The sequence below is a fragment of the Saccharothrix sp. ALI-22-I genome, assembly GCF_001984175.1.
Lineage (GTDB): Bacteria > Actinomycetota > Actinomycetes > Mycobacteriales > Pseudonocardiaceae > Actinosynnema.
The window spans coordinates 61,136-79,613 of sequence record NZ_MTQP01000044.1; the positions used below are offsets into that span (position 1 = coordinate 61,136).

At 70.2% G+C, this 18,478-nt stretch carries 12 protein-coding genes and 2 pseudogenes; 11 read left to right on the top strand and 3 right to left on the bottom strand.

Translation table 11 applies throughout. The features are described 5' to 3' along the window. Positions 1–344: 344 nt before the first annotated feature. Complete coding sequence (locus tag ALI22I_RS07125) at positions 345–680, bottom strand: hypothetical protein (RefSeq protein ID WP_338013471.1); 336 nt, start codon at positions 678–680, stop codon at positions 345–347. A 423-nt stretch (positions 681–1,103) separates the two neighbouring features. Here ALI22I_RS07125 and ALI22I_RS07130 point away from each other — a divergent pair, with 423 nt between their 5' ends. The 6 genes from ALI22I_RS07130 (at position 1,104) to ALI22I_RS07155 (ending at position 12,101) form a co-directional block, all read left to right on the top strand. Beyond that, complete coding sequence (locus ALI22I_RS07130; RefSeq protein WP_077004696.1) at positions 1,104–3,074, top strand: ATP-dependent Clp protease ATP-binding subunit; 1,971 nt, start codon at positions 1,104–1,106, stop codon at positions 3,072–3,074. A 379-nt stretch (positions 3,075–3,453) separates the two neighbouring features. Continuing rightward, positions 3,454–7,056, top strand: coding sequence for a LamG-like jellyroll fold domain-containing protein (locus ALI22I_RS07135; RefSeq protein ID WP_202970829.1), 3,603 nt, complete (start codon positions 3,454–3,456; stop codon positions 7,054–7,056). 261 nt (positions 7,057–7,317) lie between these two features. After that, the gene (locus ALI22I_RS07140; protein ID WP_143532026.1) at positions 7,318–8,547 is read left to right on the top strand and encodes a sugar ABC transporter substrate-binding protein; all 1,230 of its coding nucleotides are present in this window, start codon (positions 7,318–7,320) and stop codon (positions 8,545–8,547) included. A gap of 2 nt (positions 8,548–8,549) precedes the next feature. Then, positions 8,550–9,512 carry a carbohydrate ABC transporter permease gene (locus tag ALI22I_RS07145; RefSeq protein WP_083751504.1) on the top strand — a complete coding sequence of 321 codons (963 nt, stop codon included), beginning with the start codon at positions 8,550–8,552 and terminating at the stop codon, positions 9,510–9,512. Further along, the gene (locus tag ALI22I_RS07150; protein WP_077004699.1) at positions 9,509–10,315 is read left to right on the top strand and encodes a carbohydrate ABC transporter permease; all 807 of its coding nucleotides are present in this window, start codon (positions 9,509–9,511) and stop codon (positions 10,313–10,315) included. Before ALI22I_RS07145 ends, ALI22I_RS07150 begins: the two co-directional genes overlap by 4 nt. A 67-nt stretch (positions 10,316–10,382) precedes the next feature. After that, positions 10,383–12,101: an amylo-alpha-1,6-glucosidase gene (locus ALI22I_RS07155; RefSeq protein WP_083751505.1), complete on the top strand. Its 1,719-nt coding sequence runs from the start codon at positions 10,383–10,385 to the stop codon at positions 12,099–12,101. Between the two features lie 5 nt (positions 12,102–12,106). Here the strand turns inward: ALI22I_RS07155 and ALI22I_RS07160 are convergent, their stop codons facing one another. After that, on the bottom strand, positions 12,107–13,117 hold the full coding sequence (locus tag ALI22I_RS07160; protein WP_077004700.1) for a LacI family DNA-binding transcriptional regulator: 1,011 nt from the start codon (positions 13,115–13,117) through the stop codon (positions 12,107–12,109). A gap of 288 nt (positions 13,118–13,405) precedes the next feature. Here ALI22I_RS07160 and ALI22I_RS55450 point away from each other — a divergent pair. The 3 genes and pseudogenes from ALI22I_RS55450 to ALI22I_RS07170 form a co-directional block, all read left to right on the top strand. After that, positions 13,406–13,603, top strand: a pseudogene (locus tag ALI22I_RS55450) (nSTAND1 domain-containing NTPase); the annotation flags it as partial. A 13-nt stretch (positions 13,604–13,616) separates the two neighbouring features. Beyond that, positions 13,617–13,916: pseudogene (locus tag ALI22I_RS55455) on the top strand (effector-associated constant component EACC1); the annotation flags it as partial. A 307-nt stretch (positions 13,917–14,223) separates the two neighbouring features. Continuing rightward, positions 14,224–15,051 carry an alpha/beta fold hydrolase gene (locus ALI22I_RS07170; RefSeq protein WP_077004702.1) on the top strand — a complete coding sequence of 276 codons (828 nt, stop codon included), beginning with the start codon at positions 14,224–14,226 and terminating at the stop codon, positions 15,049–15,051. Between the two features lie 116 nt (positions 15,052–15,167). On the opposite strand, the gene ALI22I_RS07175 is transcribed toward ALI22I_RS07170, so the two are convergent. Beyond that, positions 15,168–15,764, bottom strand: coding sequence for a helix-turn-helix domain-containing protein (locus tag ALI22I_RS07175; RefSeq protein ID WP_077004703.1), 597 nt, complete (start codon positions 15,762–15,764; stop codon positions 15,168–15,170). A gap of 97 nt (positions 15,765–15,861) precedes the next feature. Here ALI22I_RS07175 and ALI22I_RS07180 point away from each other — a divergent pair, with 97 nt between their 5' ends. After that, positions 15,862–16,539, top strand: a complete 678-nt coding sequence (locus ALI22I_RS07180; protein ID WP_238598172.1) for a class I SAM-dependent methyltransferase — start codon at positions 15,862–15,864, stop codon at positions 16,537–16,539. A gap of 77 nt (positions 16,540–16,616) precedes the next feature. After that, complete coding sequence (locus ALI22I_RS07185; RefSeq protein ID WP_077004705.1) at positions 16,617–18,209, top strand: MFS transporter; 1,593 nt, start codon at positions 16,617–16,619, stop codon at positions 18,207–18,209. Positions 18,210–18,478: the final 269 nt, after the last annotated feature.

The following is an 18,478-nucleotide window of genomic DNA, read 5'->3' on the forward strand; positions in this document are numbered from 1 at the left end:
GCTGCTGGCGGCCGTGGTTGCCGCCCTGGCTCCGGCCCTGCCCGCGAAATGGCGCGACGGTCAGGCCGGCGTTCGCCGTCGCCGGGTCGCGGCCACGTCCGGCCCGCAGCGGCTGCTATTCGATCGTCTCGGCGGTGACCCGGCCTGTTTCGAGACGGTCGAGTCGGTCCATGCCCGACTCGACCGTGCCGAGCCGCCGATGGCTTGGCTGTCGGCGAGTTCGAGGTTCGTGAAGGTTCGGCGGGGTAGGCGCAAGTCACTCGAACGGGCAGCCGGGATTCGGCGCGTCCACCGCCAGCGCACTGCCCACCGGATTCACGTACAGCACCTCCAGGACCAGTGGCTCAGGTCCCAGGTACCGTCCGATGTGGACATAGCCCGGCCCGCTCTCCTCGGAGATCAGCTGACCCGTCCCGGTACACCCCGTCCACCGAGCAGTCGGCGCGGTGGTGGGTCAACGTCCCCTTCTTGACGAGCCCGAACACCGAGCCGGGGTGGTAGTGCCATCCCGTCGCCCCGCCAGGCGCCGTGGTGATCTCCCGGACGACGTACTCCGTGTCACCGACGACACGCTGGAACAGCGTGACCCCGCTGACCCCGGTCCCCGGCGTAGCCCAAGCCGCCGGCGCCAAACCGACACCCAACACCACCGCCAAGCAGATCCGCACCACGTTGCGCATGTCCCCAGAATCGTCTCCGCAGCCGGGGGCCCTCACCGGATACCACCCATACGGACGAGCAGTCACGCCCACAAGGTCCAGGCGATGGCTCAGATCGAGGTGGCGGTGACGGCCGGGCGGACCGCGAACCAGATGAACGGCGACGCCGTCTGCGCGTCCGCACCGGCCGCCCGGACCAGCGTGACGAACCCCGCACCCGAACACGGCCCGGAACTTCGGCGCGATGCCCGACAGCCTGGCCGACCGGCTGCGGCAGTGGGAGGGACCGGACACCCACGGTCACCAAGCTGTCCCGGTACGAGGCGGGTTTCGTGCGCGGCGCCGTTCGCTGATCCGGCCGGCCACCCGGTACGGGTTGCGCGGGCGATCCAGGCGAGGAGCATGGGGAAGTACCGCGCTGTCACCGAGCGGAGGCGGCTTGCGATGGCGGACGATTTCTTCGGCTTCGGGTCCAACCCCTTCGAGGACCTCGTCGGCAGGCTGTTCGGCGGGCTCGGGCTGCCCGGCTCGGAGACCCGCCGGGCCGATCGCTTCGGGCGGGACCTGACCGCCGCGGCGCGCGCGGGGACGCTCGACCCCGTGGTCGGACGCGACGACGTGATCGACGAGATCGTCGAGGTGTTGTCGCGGCGCACCAAGAACAACCCGGTCCTGATCGGCGATCCGGGGGTCGGCAAGACGGCGATCGTCGAGGGCATCGCCGCGCGGATCGCCGGCGGGGACGTGCCGCCCACGTTGAGCGGCAGGCGGCTGATCTCCGTGGACCTCGCGGCCATGGTGGCCGGGTCGAAGTACCGCGGCGAGTTCGAGGAGCGGCTGCAGGGCGTCATCGACGAGGTCGCGGCGACCAACCGGATGGTGGTGCTGTTCATCGACGAGCTGCACACCGTGGTGGGCGCGGGCCGGGCCGAGGGGGCGGTGATGGACGCGGCGAGCATGCTCAAGCCCGCGTTGACCACCGGACGGCTCCAGGTCATCGGTGCCACCACGGTCGAGGACTACCGGCGGTACGTCGCGAAGGACGCCGCGCTGGAGCGGCGGTTCCAGCCCGTGCTGGTCGACGAGCCGTCCGCCGAGGAGGCCGTGGCGATCCTCAAGGGCCTGCGCGCGCGGTACGAACGGCACCACGCGGTGCGCATCACCGACGAGGCCGTCGTGGCGGCCGTGGAGCTGTCGGCCCGGTACGTCACCGACCGGTTCCTGCCGGACAAGGCCATCGACCTGGTGGACCGCGCGGGCGCACGGGTGCGGCTGCGGCAGAAGTCCGCGCCGCCCGACCTCGCCGCACTGGAGGACCGGGTGCGGCGGCTCGAAGACCAGGAGGACGACGAGCAACTGGCCAGGGCGGTCGCCGACCTGGAGGCCGCCCGCGCGGAGTTGGCGAACGCGCCGGAGGTGCACGCCAACGACGTCGCCGAGGTCGTGTCCCGCAGCACGGGCATCCCGGTCGCCCAGCTCACCGAGACCGAACGCCATCGGCTGCTGCACCTGGAGGAACAGCTCCACCGGCGGATCGTCGGGCAGGACGAGGCGGTCGAGGCGGTGGCCGACGCAGTGCGGCAGGGCCGCGCGGGCCTCAAGCACCCGCACCGCCCCATCGGGTCGTTCCTGTTCCTGGGCCCGACCGGGGTGGGCAAGACGGAGATCGCCCGGGCGCTCGCCGAGGCGCTGTACGGCTCGCCGGACCGGCTGATCCGGTTCGACATGAGCGAGTTCGCCCAGCAGCACGCGGTCACGCGGCTGACCGGTGTGCCGCCCGGCTACGTGGGCTACGAGGACGCGGGCCAGCTGACCGGCGCGGTTCGCCGCACCCCGTACTCGGTGCTGCTGCTGGACGAGATCGAGAAGGCGCACCCGGAGGTGTTCAACACCCTGTTGCAGGTGTTGGACGCCGGACGGCTCACCGACGCGCACGGACGCACCACCGACTTCGCCAACACCGTGATCATCATGACCAGCAACATCGGCGCCGACCAACTGCTGGCCGCCGCCACGTCCGGCGTCCCGGTCGAGCAGCTGCGCGAGCCGCTGATGACGACGGTGGGCCGCCACTTCCGGCCCGAGTTCCTCAACCGGCTCGACGAGATCATCCTGTTCCGCGGACTCGACGCGGACCAGCTGCGGCAGATCACCGCGTTGCTGCTGGAGGACACCAGGGCACGCCTGCGCGAACAGGGCATCACGCTGGAGGTGGACGAGCAGGCCGTGTCGTGGCTCGCCTCGCGCGGGTACGTGCCGGAGTACGGCGCCCGGCCACTGCGCCGCACCATCGCCAGGGAACTGGACCGGCGCCTGTCCCGCGTGTTGCTGTCGGGCGAGCTGCGCGCCGGCCGGCACGTAGTGGTCAGCGTGGCGGACTCCGAGCCCGTGCTGACCGTCACCGACCGGAGCTAGGCGCCACCCGCGAAGGCAGGTCGGAGTGATTCCGAGGAACCTAGCGCAACCGGTTCGATGAGGCAAGGCCTTGGGTTGCCGGCGCGCCTGGGTTGTCGTGGCGGTGTGGACGTCTGTCATCCGTGAGTGTCGTGGGCCGAACACTTCTTTGCTGTGAGAACACTTGATCGCAGTTGCTGTGTTCGACTGCCGAGATCGTCCCGCCGGGTGGAAGCGAGTGATCCGCAGGCTTGATATCACGCCTGCCGACACCCAGACTGGGCCATGAGCGAACCGGTTCGATAAGTGTCGCTTTCGGATGGGCGGGCGCGTCACCCCCGCACGCAACGACTCAGGAGCAGCAACGATGGTGCTATCGAGAGTGCGACACGGGAGCGTCGTGATCCCGTTGTTCGCGGCCGGCTGTCTGCTGGCCGGAGGTATACCGGCGTCGTCGGCCGTGGAGGACGTGCCGGGGCCCGTGCTCCACTACGCGTTCGACGACGCCCCGAGCACCGGGATCGTGACCGACACCTCGGGCAACGGCCTGCACGGCACGCTGGTCAACGGCGCGAGCGCGGCGTCGGTGCCGGGTGCCGCGGGTTCCGCGCTCGACCTGCCCGGCGGCGCCCGGGACTCCGCCGGGGCGTACGTCCAGCTGCCCAAGGCCGTGCTGGAAGGCGCCACCGACCTGACCGTCTCGGCCCGGGTCCGCTGGGACGGGACCACCGCGCCGTGGCAGTGGATCTACGCCTTGGGCAAGGACACCGGCCGGTACCTGTTCTCCACGCCCCACAGCGGCGAGGGGAAGCTGCGCACCGCGGTGACCACCGGCGGAGGTGACGCGGAGGCGCAGGTCACCGGCTCGACGGCACTGCCCGCGGGCACTTGGCGGACCGTCACGGTCACTCTCGACACGACCGCCGACCGGGTCACCACCTACCTCGACGGCGCGGCCGTGGGTTCGGCAGTCACGACCGTGACCGCCACCGACCTGATCGACGCCGCCACGACGTCCGCGGGGTTCATCGGCCGGTCCTTCTACCCCGATCCGCTGTTCGACGGCGCGGTGGACGACTTCCGCGTCTACCGGGCGGCCCTCACGCCCGCTCAGGTGGCCGAGGCCGTAGGCGGCGCCACCCCCACCCCGACCGACCTGGAGCAGACCACCTTCGCGGTCCGCACCCCGGTCGGCACGGCACCGGCACTGCCGGCGGTTGTCCGGGCCGATTTCACCGACGGCTACGACCGCGACGTCCCGATCCAGTGGGCGTCGATCGACCCGGGGCAGTACGCCAAGACCGGCACGTTCACCGCGACCGGCTCGGCCGCCGACCGCGCGGTCACGGCGACGGTGACCGTGATCCGCGACGGGCAGCTGCTCGTCGACCTGGGCAAGAACACCGGCGACTTCCACGGCGGCGCGTCCGGCACGCTCTACGGCGTCTACGGCGCGGGCGTGCCGACGAACAACCTGATCGAGGGCATGCACGTGCGCACGGTCTCCACGAAGGCGCAGGACGGCCCGCAGCACCCCGGCGCCGACGCGCTGGAGGTGGTCAAGCCGCTCGCGGACAGCTCCGACGGCGACGTCTACATCTACATGACCGACATCCACCGCGGCTTCCCCTACCAGTGGCCGGGCGCCACCCCCGAGGAGAAGCTCCGGCTCTACCAGGAGAAGATCGCCCGGCAGGTGGACCAGGTCCTCACCCTGGACCCGAAGTACCGGGACAACGTGGTCTTCGCGCCGTACAACGAGCCCGAAGGCAACATGTTCGGCACGGGGGAGTGGAGCTACAACCGGGTCAGCTGGCTGACCGACCCCAAGGACTACTTCGCCGCCTGGGACGCGAGCTACAAGCTGATCAAGGCCAAGATGCCGGCCGCACGCGTCACCGGTCCGAACACCAGCCTGCTCTACGACCAGGTCAAAGGCTTCCTGGAACACACGGTTCAGGCGGGCACCGTGCCGGACGTGATCACCTGGCACGAGCTCAGCCACCCGGAACAGGTGCGCACCAGCGTCGCCCGCTTCCGCGCCTGGGAACGGGAGCTGTTCGCCGGCACCGCGTACGCGGGCCGTCAGCTCCCGATCAACCTCAGCGAGTACGCGTTCAACTACCACACCTCGGTGCCCGGCCAGATGGTCCAGTGGATCTCCGCGATCGAGGAGTCCAAAGTGGACGGTGATATCGCGTACTGGAACATCGACGGCAACCTGTCCGACTCGGCCGTGCAGGCCAACCGGGGCAATGGCCAGTGGTGGCTGTACAACGCCTACGGCAGCATGTCCGGCCACACCGTGGCGGTCACCCCGCCCTCACCGGGGCGCAACTACACGCTCCAGGGCGTTGCCGCCCTGGACGAGGGCAAGCGCCGCGCCAAGGCGCTGTTCGGCGGCGCGAACGGCGCCGCGTGGGTGCAGTTCGACAACGTGCCGCGCGACCTGGGCACCGAGCTGCACGCGTGGGTCCGGGAGATCCCGTGGACCGGGCAGATCGGCGACTCGGCCCCGCCGCGGCTGATCGCCGAGCACGACGTGACCGTGCGGGACGGGTCGGTGGCCTTCGACTTCGGTGGCGCGCTGCCCTCGTTGAAGGAGTCGTCGGCCTACGAGATCGTGCTGACCCCGGCGGGTGGCGCCTCGCAGACCGCGGTCGCGCCGAAGCTGTGGGAGGGTGGTTACGAGGCCGAGGACGCCCGGTACACCGGCTCCGGCTACAGCCGCAACGGGCCGGAGGGCTCGCCTTCGCAGGTGTCCAAGTTCTACACCTCCGGCGGTTACAACGTCGGAGGCCTGCGCACCGGGTCCGACGGCGTGCTCGACTTCACCGTGGACGTCCCGCAGACGGGCCGTTACGACCTGAGCGTGTTCGCCAACTCGCTCAACACCTACCCCGCGGTGAGCGAGCAGGGACCGACCAACGTGTTCGTGCGCGTGGACGGCGCCGCGGAACAGGAGCTGTTCCTGCCTCTCGGCTACAAGTGGGTGGTCTGGGACCACGCCGACACCACGGTCGAGCTGACCGCGGGCCGGCACGTCATCTCGCTGGCCGCGCGCAGCCTCGACGGCTCGAAGGCGACCAAGGGCGACGCGATCGTCGACCGCCTCACGCTGTCCCTGCCCAACCCCCAAGCGGCCAAGGCGGTCTACGAAGCCGAACTGGCCGAGTTGACGGGCGCGCGCCCGGTCTACGACGCCGCGCACGCCCAACGCCGCGTTTCCGGATCCGGTGTCGTGGATATCGCCAAGAACGGCACGGCGACGTTCTGGGTCTACTCGCCCACCGACTCCGAATCCACCATCAAGGTGCACACCAGCGGCGGCGGACAAGCCGCACTGGCCGTGAACGGCCGCCAGGTGCTCACGGTCGACCCCGTCTCGTCGAAGGTCGCGGTGTCCCTGTCCGGTGGCGTCAACAAGATCACCGTCACCGGGAAGTCCCCCAGCACGCTGGTCGACCGGATCGAGGTCGAGCAGACCTCCGGCGTGCTGGCCACCGCGGTCTACGAAGCCGAGTCCGCCCAACTCGCGGGCACGGCGAAGGCCTCGCCGTTCACGCTGGCCGGCGGCGGTTCGGCGGTCGAGGGCGTGGGTGGCGAGCCGGGCAACGCCAACACCCTGACCTTCCAGGTCACGGCCACTGAAACGGGCCCGCACGCCATGCGCGTGCGGTACTCCAACCCCGAGCGGTCCGTGGCCACCCACTACAACCCCGACCCGCTGGCGCAGCACGCCGACATCTCCGTCAACGGCGCCGCAGCGCAGCGAGTGCTGTTCCCGCACACCTTCCACGGCAACAACTTCTGGGAGATCACCGTGCCCGTGCAGTTGACGAAGGGGGCGAACACGATCTCGTTCCGGTCGGAGGAACTGCCCAACTTCGACGGCACCACCTACGCCTCGGACACCTTCCCCGACGCCCTGCTGCGCTCCCGGTACGCCCCGATCGTCGACCGGATCTCGATCGCCCGGCTCCACAGCTCCCGGCTGAGGTGATCCCGGCGCGTCGACAGGTGCCGCACGTCGCTCCACACGCTGTCGAAACGGTTCGATCAACCGGGTGGCCGCACGACCGGGTCGCCTGACCGCCCCAACGCCCCGCCTCCGCCCATCACCGGGCGGAGGCGGGGCAGCACCCACCACCACCAGCCGAAATCAACTGTTTCGAATGGGTCCCAAGCCTTGTGTCGGACGGTCGGAGTTACTAGCTTCATCGGCACGACATTGCAGTCGAACCGGTTCGACAGGAGAACTACCTTGACCCGATCCCGCCTCACCGCCGGTCTGCTCGCCCTCGCTGTGACCGCGTCGTTGGCCGCCTGCTCCTCGAGCAGCCCGGAGCCCGGCGCGGCCGACGGCCCCCTCACCCTCTGGGACCCCTACCCGCAGCTGGCCGCCGACTCCGACTGGGCGAAGGCGATCGAGGCCTGCGGTTCGGCGTCCGGCGTCCGGATCGAGCGGACCAGCCACGACACCACCGACCTGACCAACAAGGTGCTGCTGGCCGCGCAGCAGGGCGCCGCGCCGCACGTGCTGGTCGTGGACAACCCCGTCGTGTCGACCCTGGCCGAGGGCGGGGTGCTCGCCACCACCGAGGACCTCGGCCTGGACACCGCCGCGGTCGAGCCCAACCTGCTCGACGCGGGCAAGCTCGACGGCAAGACCTACGGCGTGCCGATCGGCGCGAACACCCTCGCCCTGTACTACAACAAGGCCGTCCTGACCGGTGCCGGGGTGGACGTGGCCTCGATCCGCGACTGGGCTTCGCTCACCGCTGCGTTGGACAAGGTCAAGCAGTCCGGCAAGAAGGGCATCACCTTCTCCGCGGTGGGCACCGAGGAGGGCAGCTTCCAGTTCCTGCCCTGGTTCTGGGGCTCGGGCGCGCAGCTGACCGACGTGGCCTCCGCGGACGCGGTGTCGGCGTTGACGCTGTGGAAGGACTGGCTGGACCGGGGCTACGCGCCCAACTCGGTCATCGGCAACACCCAGACCACCAGCTGGCAGGAGTTCGCCACCGGCGAGTACGCCTTCGCCGAGAACGGCACCTGGCAGCTGGCCAACGCCGCCAAGTCCGGCCTGGACGTCGGTGTGCTGGCCATTCCCGGCAAGTCGGGCGGAACCGCGCCCGCACCCACCGGTGGTGAGTTCGTCACCGTGCCCGTGCAGGCCGACAAGTCCCGCGACGCGACCGCCAAGGCCGTCGTCACCTGCCTGACCAGCGCCGAGAACGCGCTGACCACCGACACCGCGCTGTCCTACGTCTCGGCGCTGCCCGAGGTGCAGGCCAAGCAGGTGGCCGCGAAGCCGGAACTGGAGGTGTGGGTGCAGGCGGTCAAGGCCGCCAAGGGCCGCACCGGCGACAACCTGGGCACCAAGTACCCGCGCGTCTCCGAGCCGCTGTGGAACGCCGTGCAGGCCGCGTTGGCCGGGACCAAGTCGCCGCAACAGGCGCTGACCGAGGCTCAGGCCGCGTCGGCGGCGAAGTGACCATGCACGCCCTGGAACGGGCTGCTCCGGCGCAGCCCGCGGACCACGACCTGCCGGGCGGCGCGAAGACCGCCCGGCGGTCGGGGCCGCCCCGGAACCTGACGGCGTGGGCGTTCCTCGCGCCGTTGGTGGTCTACCTGCTGCTGTTCTACGTCTACCCGCTCTACCGCAACGTGGACCTGAGCCTGCGCTTCTACACGGTGCGGTCGTTCATCCAGGGTGGGGCGGCGTTCGCGGGGCTGGACAACTACATCGCGGTGTTCGCCGACCCGACGTTCTTCCGGGCCCTGGGCAACACGCTGGTGTTCACGGTCGTGTCGCTGGTGTTCCAGTACGGGCTCGGGCTGGCGCTGGCGGTGTTCTTCGACCGCCACTTCCCGCTGTCGGCCACGCTGCGCGCCCTGTTCCTGGTGCCGTGGCTGCTGCCGCTGATCGTGTCCGCCTCGACCTGGGCGTGGATGCTCAACAGCGAGTCCGGGGTGGTCAACGCCCTGCTGGGCGCGGTCGGCATCGACCAGGTCAACTGGTTGACCTCACCGACCTGGGCGCTCACCTCGGTGATCATCGCCAACGTCTGGATCGGCGTGCCGTTCAACCTGGTGATCCTCTACAGCGGACTGCGCGCCATCCCGCCGGAGGTGCACGAGGCGGCGTCGCTGGACGGCGCGAGCGGCTGGCAGCGGTTCCGGTCGATCACCTTCCCGCTGCTGCGCCCGGTCTCGGCGATCACGCTGCTGCTCGGACTGGTCTACACGCTGAAGGTCTTCGACATCATCTGGATCATGACCAAGGGCGGGCCCAGCGGGGCGTCCACCACCCTGGCCACCTGGTCCTACCAGCTCGGGTTCGGCAGTCCCGTGCCCCGCTTCGGTCACGGCGCGGCGGTCGGCAACCTGCTCATCGTGCTGGCGCTGGTCGCCGGTCTGGTGCACATCCGGCTGCAGAGCAGGAGGGAAGCGCGATGACCCGGTGGAAGACCGGCGTGGGGATCGTGTTGACCGCGCTGATGCTGTTCCCGGTGTACTGGATGGTCAACATCTCGCTCACCCCGGCCGACCGGATGCGCACCGACCCACCGGACCTCGTGCCGTTGCACCCGACGTTCGACGGCTACCGCCGCGTGTTCGCCGAGCAGTTGCCCTACCTGGGCACCAGCCTGCTCGTGGGCCTGGCGACGGTGGCGCTCACCCTGGCCGTCGCCGCGCCCGCCGCGTTCGCGCTGGCCAAGCTGCGGCCACGCGGCACCCGCGTGGTGAACTTCGCGCTGCTGATCGCGCAGATGGTCCCCGGCATCATCATGGCCCTGGGGTTCTACGGCGTGTACGTCAACCTCGGCATCGTCAACCAGGTGTGGGGTCTGGTGATCGCGGACTCGACCATCGCGGTGCCGTTCGCGGTGCTCATCCTCACCGCCTTCATGTCCGGCATCCCCGACGAGCTGCTCCAGGCGGCGAAGATCGACGGCGCGGGGACGCTGCGGGCGTTCCGGTCCATCGTGCTGCCGGTCAGCCGCAACGGCCTGGTGACCGCCGCGCTGTTCACCTTCCTGTGGGCGTGGTCGGACTTCGTCTTCGCCTCCACATTGGACGGTGGCGGGACGCTGCGGCCCATCACCCTGGGCATCTACAAGTACATCGGCAACAACAACCAGGAGTGGAACGCCATCATGGCGACCGCGGTGGTGGCCTCGGTGCCCGCCGCGGTGCTGCTGATCATCGCTCAACGATTCGTCGCGGCGGGGGTCACGGCCGGTGCGGTCAAGGACTGAACAAGTCGAGGACCGAGCTGGTCGAGGCTGAGCTGGGCCACCGCTTCGCAGAGAGGAACTTTCGCACGTGTCAACCACGACCGACCTGTCCTTCCCGATCACCGAGGTGCCGTTCAGCTGCGCCGGGTCGTGGCTCGACGTCTCGCCCGTCGTCGCGGAGAACCGGGTGGAGCAGGACCTGCACCTGGTGTCCCACCACACCGGTATGCACGCGGTGCTCGCGCTCGTGCCCCTGCTCGCCGGTACACGCGCCGCAGTCGCGGTCGCCGCGACACCGTCCGTGCTGACGTGGACGCATGACGCGGGGCGCGTCGCCCTGGCGTTCGAGACACCGGACACCATCAGGATCACCGGCACCACCCTGGCCCTGTCGTTGACGGCCGCGCACGCAGTGCTCACCCCGTTCAGCGGCACGTACTTCTACCGCGACCCGGTGACCGACTCGTACGTCTTCACCTCCTACGAGACCGGTCGGCGCTACCGGGTCACGGTGCTCGCCGGGACCGTCGAGGCGATCGGCGACCAGGCGCTGGGCACGCACGAGCGCGGGGTCGTGGTGTCGGCCGAGGCCGGAGACTGGGAAGTGGTCGTCGAGACCTATCGGACGTCGCGGGCGCCGTTCCGGTCCGAGAAGCGGTTCGACGAGGTCGTGCGCGACCGGGCCGGGCAGTTCGACGCCTTCCTCGACGCGATAGCGCCGTGGCGCGACGAGTCCACCCCGGCCGCCGCGCTCGCCGCCTACCTCCTGTGGTCGGCCACCGTGGACCCCGAGGGGTTCGTGCGACGTCCCGCGGTGCTGATGTCCAAGCACTGGATGGACAAGGTGTGGAGCTGGGACCACTGCTTCAACGCCCTCGCCCTGGCCGGTGGCGAGCCGGAACTGGCCTGGGACCAGTTCCTGGCGCCGTTCGACCACCAGGACGAGAGTGGCGCGTTGCCCGACTCGGTGACCCATTCCGAGGTCCTGCACAACTTCGTCAAACCCCCGATCCACGGTTGGGCGCTCGGGCAGTTGCGCCGGCGGCTGAACCGGCCGCTGGACCGCTCGCAACTGGAAATCGCCTACCGCCGCCTCGACGCGTGGACCGGCTTCTGGCTGGACCACCGGAGGGCCCCAGGTCACAGCCTGGCCCACTACCAGCACGGCAACGACAGCGGCTGGGACAACGCCACCACCTTCGACGGTGGCGGGCTGGTCGAGAGCGCCGACCTCGCGGCGTTCCTGGTGCTCCAGATGCGCCAACTCGCCGCGCTGGCCGACGAGCTGGGACAGGGGGACGACGCGCGGAAGTGGGAAGCGCGTGCGGCCGACATGCTCGTCGCGCTGCTGGACGAGCTGTGGGACGGCGACCGGTTCACCTCCCGTGACCCGATCACCGGAGCCCACCGCACCACCGACAGCCTGCTGGAGCTGATGGCCGTCATCCTCGGCGAGCACCTGCCCGAGGAGCACCGCCGACGGCTCGGCGCACGCGTCGAACGCCACCTCGCCCACTCGGGTCTGGCCACCGAGCCGACCGACTCACCGCACTACGAGTCCGACGGCTACTGGCGCGGACCGGTGTGGGCGCCGTCGACCGTCCTGATCGAGGACGGCCTGCGGCGCGGGGGGTTCACCGAACTCGCGGACCTGGTCGGCACCCGGTTCCGCGCGGTGTGCGAGAAGTCCGGTTTCGCGGAGAACTTCGACGCCAAGACCGGGGGAGGGCTGCGCGACCGCGCCTACACCTGGACCGCCAGCGCCTACCTGCTGCTGGCCGGGGACGAGGTCCGGCGCCGTTCGTGAGGCGGTCAGGACCGCGGACGTGGTGAGGTGCTGCTGCGCAGCGAGATCGGCGGAGCGAACAGCTCGTGCCGCTCCGGAGCCTCCGGGGCGGCGATCCGCTCCAGCAGCAACTGCACCGCGTGCGTGCCCATTTCGATGGCCGGCACGTCGGCCGAGGTCAGCGGCGGGTTCAAGTCCTCGGCCAGGTGCCGGGCGACCACGCCGATGAGCGAGAAGTCCTGCGGCAACCGCAGCCCGGCCCGGTGCAGCCCGCGCTGCACGCCGGCCAACGCCGCCTCGTTGATCGTCACCGCGGCCGTCACGCCCGCCATGCGCAGCACGTCCTCCGCACACGCCTCACCGGCGGGCGCGTCGTCCGGACAGCACACCGTGCTCCCCTGGACGCCGCGCTCTTCGGCGGCGGAGGTGAACCCGGCCAGCGCCCGCATCGCCGGTCCATACCCGGAGGCCACCAGCTCCGCCGAACGGTTGATCAACACCACCCGCTCGTGGCCCAGGTCAGCCAAGTGGTGCACGCACCGTGAGATCAGGGTTTCGTAGTCGACATCCACCCACCACGACCCCTCCGGGTGCTCGACCCGGCCGATGGTGACGAACGGGAGTCCCGACTGGCGCAGCCGGTCCACCCGCGGGTCCTCGAAGCGGACCTCCATCAGGATCACGCCATCCACCCGCCGCCCACCCAGCAATCGCTCGAACGACCGGTCGTGGTCGCCGCCGCTGGGGGAGACCAGCACGTCCAGGTCGTGCACGGCCGCCGCCTCCACGACACTGGCCACGAAGTCGAGCTGGACCGCGGTCAACCGCCTACCCGCCGGCGGCACCACCAACCCCAGCGTCCGCGTGCGCCCCTCGGCCAACGCCCGCGCCGCCGCGTTCGGCTTGAAACCCAGCTCGGCGATCACGTCCTCGATCCGCCGCCGAGTCGCCTCGGACACCGTCCGCTTACCACTCAACGCGTACGACACCGTGCTGCGAGACACCCCCGCCCGCCGCGCGATCTCCCCGATGTTCATGCACCCTCCGCACCGGCACTCGCGTCCAACGGCAGGGCGCGCCTCGACGACGATTATGCCAACCGGTTCGACAGTCGACAGTCGAGAGACTTGACAGCGCCTCCCCGCTCGTCCGGAATGCGTCGACGCGTCGACGGCGTCGTCCCGGAACCCGAAGGGCTTTCGGTGGAACCGCTGCAAGGCCCTTCGGTGGTTCCTTATCCTGATGCGGGTTTTCCGGACGACAGGGGAGCCGTGCGGTGGAGGCCGACTTACTGGCCGCGAGGGGGCGCACGCTAACCGGAACTGCTGCCCGCGTTGGGGCAGCCGGTCGTGGTCGCGCCGATGAACCCGGACCAGCTGCGCGAGGTGATCGAGGAACCGGCGCGCAAGGCGGGGCTGGACCTGGAACCCGGCCTGGTGGAACGACTGCTGACCGACCTGGGTGATCTGACCGGCGCGCGCGGCTCGCTGCCGCTGCTGTCGCACGCACTGCTCAAGACCTGGGAGGAGCGGTCGGGTATCCCTCCGCCACTGCCCGCCCGAGCCGGGCCACTTGGGACCTGTCGTGGAGGCGGTGGAGGTCGCGTTGGCTCCCGGCGGCGCGCTGACGGTCGTGGCGGGCGCGGTCCTGGTGTGGCTGCGACACCGGCGCAGCACCGTGAAGATCAAGCTGACCAGGGGGCGACGACACGGTCGAACTGACCGCCCACCGCGTCCGGAACCTCGATCCGGCGGCGCTGAGCGAGCTGACCACCGAGCTGGTGACCGCCTTGGACCGCGAGCCCTGAGTGCTCGTTGTCCGAACTGCTCCGGCTGACCCCCTTTCCGCTCGTCCACGCCGTGCTGCACCGCCCGCCGCGGGATACCGTGGTCGCGACGGCGGTCGACGTCGTGCTGGTGCACGTGGGCGGCGTGACGTCCCGATCGCGGGGCCTGCTCCGGAGACAGCCGGGTCCCCGTGGAACGGCCACTCGCCACGGCGCCCGAGCACGTCCGGCGGGGTGTCCTGGCTGCTGCTGGGGTCACCCTTCGAGTGATCCGGACGGCGATGGAACGTGTCGGAACGTGACGGTCTGTGACGGACCGTGACCGCCTCCCGTCGACCATGAACAGGAACTCCACCGATGGGCTACTTCACCACCGCAGACGGTGCGCAGATCTTCTACAAGGACTGGGGCGCGGGCCGACCGGTCGTGCTCTGCCACGGCTGGCCGCTGAACTCCGACAGCTGGGAAGCGCAGATGCTCTTCCTGGCCGACAACGGCTACCGCGTCATCGCGCACGACCGGCGCGGCCACGGGCGGTCCACCCAGACGTGGCACGGCAACGAGATGGACACTTACGCCGACGACCTCGCCACCCTCGTCGACACCCTCGACCTGCGCGAGGCCACGCCGATCGGGTTCTCCACCGGCGGCGGCGAGGTCGCCCGCTACATCGGCCGGCACGGCACCGCCCGGCTGGCCCAGGCCGTGCTGGTCAGCGCCGTGCCGCCGTTGATGCTGCGCACCGACGACAATCCCGACGGCATGCCGGGTGAGGTGTTCGACGGCATCCGGGCCGGGTCGCTGGCCGACCGCGCCCAGCTCTACCGCGACCTGGCCGACGGCCCGTTCTTCGGCAACAACCGCCCCGGCGCGAACATCTCCCAGGGCGTCCGTGACTTCTTCTGGCTCCAGGGCATGCAGTCCGGCCACCGCAACGCCTACGAGTGCATCGCCGCCTTCTCCGCCACCGACTTCCGCCCCGACCTCGACGCCTTCGACATCCCCACCCTGGTCGTCCACGGCGACGACGACCAGATCGTGCCGTTCGAGGTCGGCGGCAAGGCCTCCGCCGCGCGGATCAAGGGCGCCGAGCTCAAGGTCTACCCCGGCGCCCCGCACGGCATCACCGACACGCACAAGGACCAGCTCAACGCCGACCTGCTCACGTTCCTCAACAGCGCCTGACCAACGGCGAAAGCGCACAAGCCGAACGATGCCTGGAACTCCTGCGCCACGGGGTCACATCCGGCGCGAACACTGGCTGCGAGGGCGCCGGGCGGCGTTCGGAGTGATGGCCCGCTTTACTCGGACTGACCTGCTTTCGGTGCCGCGCGGACGTGTGCGCGTTCGCCTTGTTTGCCGATGAGGCTGAGGAACTCGACCGGGCCGGAGCTGGTGGCTCCGAACCAGTGCGGGGTGCGGGTGTCGAACTCCGCGGCTTCGCCGGGCTTGAGGATGAGGTTGTGCTCGCCGAGGACCAGGCGCAGCGTGCCGTTGAGGACGTAGGCCCAGTCGTAGCCCTCGTGGGTGCGCAGGTCGGGTTCGCGGTCGTCGTCACCGGTCGGGAGGATGAACTTGTAGGCCTGGATGCCGCCGGGCCTGCGGGTCAGGGGCAGGATGGTCGATCCGTCGCTGCAGGCGATGGGGCGCAGGTTGATGCGGGGATCGCCGGTCGGTGGCGCGTCGACGAGTTCGTCGAGGGTGACGCCGTAGGCGCGGGCGAGCGGGAGGAGCTGTTCGAGCGTGGGGCGACGCAGGCCCGCTTCGAGCCTGGACAGCGTACTGGCGGAGATGCCGGTTTCCTCCCCGAGCTCGGTGAGCGTGATGTCGCGGCGGAGCCGGAGGTGCTTCAGCCTCGGCCCGACAGCATCGAGCGTGCGGTCCAGTTCGTCATCCATGCCCCCGATTTTGCCATTCGGCAAGAAGCTTTGCGTATCGCTTCGTCGCCGGTCACAGTCGTCGGTAGCACTCGAAGACGGCGAAGGGACAGGTCAGATGGCCGATCGGGCGGAGATTACGGCAAACGAAGGCGATCCGATGACGTACGGATTCGACAAGGACTACTGGGAACAGCACTGGCAACAGGCTCACCACCACAAGCCCGCGGCCACGGACAGGAGTGCCCCAAACCCTTATCTCGACCGCGAAACCGGCAGCCTGACGCCGGGCACGGCGTTGGACGCCGGGTGTGGCGCCGGCGCCGAGGCCATCTGGCTCGCCTCGCACGGCTGGCATGTCACCGCCGCCGACATCTCCCCGGAAGCCCTCGCCCGCGCCGCCGAGCGCGCGACGAACAGCGAGGTGTCCGAGCGCGTGCGGTGGATTGAAGCGGACCTGACCGTCTGGGACCCCGGCAAGCGGTTCGATCTGGTCACGACGCACTACGCGCACCCGGCGATGCCGCAACTGGCCTTCTACGACCGCATTTCCGCCTGGGTGGCGCCCGGCGGCACCCTGCTGATCGTCGGGCACCTGCACACCTCGGCAGCCACCGGGCACGGGCACCACCCACCCGCCGAGGCCTCGGTCACCCTCACCGACATCACCGCGGGCCTGGACAGCACCAGGTGGGACATCGTCACCGCCGAAGAGCACCTCCGCACGGTCGCCCGCCCAGGGGGCCAAGCGATCCCTCTGCACGACGTCGTCGTGCGCGCCACACGGCGCCCCTGATCCCACCACCTCCTCAGCGCCGTGACTTCCCCGCTCCGGCGCCGTACGACCATGCCCAATGCGAAAGGAACTCACGCGTGACTTCCCCGGATCTGTCTCCCCCGGTGGGTGCCGCCGACACGACGATCCATGATCCGCGCCGGCGTCGCGCGATCCTGATCGGGGTGTGCATCGCCCTCATGGCAGTCATCGCTTCGGTGTCCGGGTTGAACGTCGCCCAGCAGGAGATCGCCCTCGCGTTCGATGCCTCGCAGAGCACTGTCCTGTGGATCATCAACACCTACACCGTCACCCTGGCCGCGCTGCTCTTGCCGCTCGGCGCGATCGGCGATCGGTGGGGCCGGCGGCCAGTGCTGCTCACCGGCCTGATCCTCTTCGGCGTGGCGAGTGCCGCGGCGGGCGTTGCCACGTCGTCCGAGGTCATGATCGCGGCACGTCTCCTCAGCGGCGTGGGCGCCGCGATGATCATGCCGGTCACCCTGGCCGTCATCACCTCGACGTTCCCCGACGAGGAACGCTCCAAGGCGATCGGCGTGTGGACCGGCGTCGCCGGCGGAGGCGGCATCCTGGGGATGTACCTGTCGGCGATCCTGGTCGACCTGGCGAGTTGGCGATGGCTCTTCGTCCTGCCGGTCGCACTCGTCGCCGTGGCCATCGTCATGGCGCTGCGATCCGTTCCCAACTCACGCGAGGAGTCGCAGCACGGATTCGACACCGTCGGCTCGCTGGCGTCCGTGGTCGCCGTAGTGGGGCTCATCTTCGTCCTCCACGAGGGCCCGGTGCAGGGTTGGACCGCACCCGTGACGCTCCTGAGCCTCCTCGTCGGCGTTACCGGCGCCGTCGGCTTCGTGGCGTGGGAACTGCGCCGGCAAGCTCCACTGCTCGATGTCCGCCTTTTCCTCAAGCGAGGCCTGGCCAGCGGCTCCGTAGCGCTCCTGGCGGTCTTCGGCGTGCAGGCGGGAATCTTCGTCGTCCTCTTCCCGTACTTCCAGGCGGTGCTCGGCTGGTCCGGCCTTCGCTCCACCCTGGCGCTCATGCCCATGGCGCTGCTGATGATGCTCGCCTCCGGTCTCGCCCCACGAGCAGCCGCGCGAATCGGAGCCCGCTCGACGATGGCGTCAGGAATCGTCCTGGGAGGCACGGGACTGATCCTCATGGCCACCTCCGTCTCCGTTGACGGCGGCTACCTCTCGGTACTGCCCGGCATGCTCGCCATGGGACTCGGCATGGGCCTGACGATGACACCCTCCACCGAGGCCATCACCACCGCCTTGCCGCGTGCGCGCCAGGGCGTCGCCTCCGCGCTCAACGACGTCACCAGGGAGTTCGGCACCGCCCTCGGCGTCGCCCTGCTCGGAGCGGTCCTGTCCGCCGGCTACCGCAACGCCATCGACTCCCGCCTCGACGGAGTCCCCGACGCCGCCGCCGACACCGCCCGTGAAGGCATCGCCAACGCCATCGCCACCGCCGACGGAACCGGCACCCACGCGCAGACACTGATCCGAGCCGCCCAGGAGTCCTTCGTCGACGGCTGGCAACAGGCCATGTGGGCAGGAGTCGCCGTCATGACGATCCTGCTCGTCTACGTTCTCGCGCGAGGCCCCCAGCGCACCCCGCCCACCACACCTACGACCGAAGCAAACCCGACGAGCGACGCCATCGTCCGGTAACGCCCTGGCCAGAGTTCCAACCTGCGGCTGGGTGGCATCGGCCCGCTCGCAGCACCGGCCGACCACGGGCGCTCATCCGCTGCGCCCTCGACGGACTGCGCGAGATCGTGCTCAGGAGGCTGGGCGTCGAGGGTCTGCGTGTCCTGGCCGAGCACATGGACCGACTCAGCGGTGGCCTCTCCTGCGGCGACTGACGGGTCGGATGCCGCGTGTCCACTCTGCCGCCGCACGGCAGTGGTCGGGCGCGTAGTCGATCGGGTGCCCGTACC

Excerpts from the sequence above, each read along its gene's own strand:
- ALI22I_RS07145 (WP_083751504.1), top strand. The coding sequence starts at position 8,550 with ATGCACGCCCTGGAACGGGCTGCTCCGGCGCAGCCCGCGGACCACGAC.
- ALI22I_RS07180 (WP_238598172.1), top strand. The coding sequence starts at position 15,862 with ATGGCCGATCGGGCGGAGATTACGGCAAACGAAGGCGATCCGATGACG.
- ALI22I_RS07170 (WP_077004702.1), top strand. The coding sequence starts at position 14,224 with ATGGGCTACTTCACCACCGCAGACGGTGCGCAGATCTTCTACAAGGAC.
- ALI22I_RS07125 (WP_338013471.1), bottom strand. The coding sequence starts at position 680 with ATGCGCAACGTGGTGCGGATCTGCTTGGCGGTGGTGTTGGGTGTCGGT.
- ALI22I_RS07160 (WP_077004700.1), bottom strand. The coding sequence starts at position 13,117 with ATGAACATCGGGGAGATCGCGCGGCGGGCGGGGGTGTCTCGCAGCACG.
- ALI22I_RS07150 (WP_077004699.1), top strand. The coding sequence starts at position 9,509 with ATGACCCGGTGGAAGACCGGCGTGGGGATCGTGTTGACCGCGCTGATG.
- ALI22I_RS07175 (WP_077004703.1), bottom strand. The coding sequence starts at position 15,764 with ATGGATGACGAACTGGACCGCACGCTCGATGCTGTCGGGCCGAGGCTG.
- ALI22I_RS07130 (WP_077004696.1), top strand. The coding sequence starts at position 1,104 with ATGGCGGACGATTTCTTCGGCTTCGGGTCCAACCCCTTCGAGGACCTC.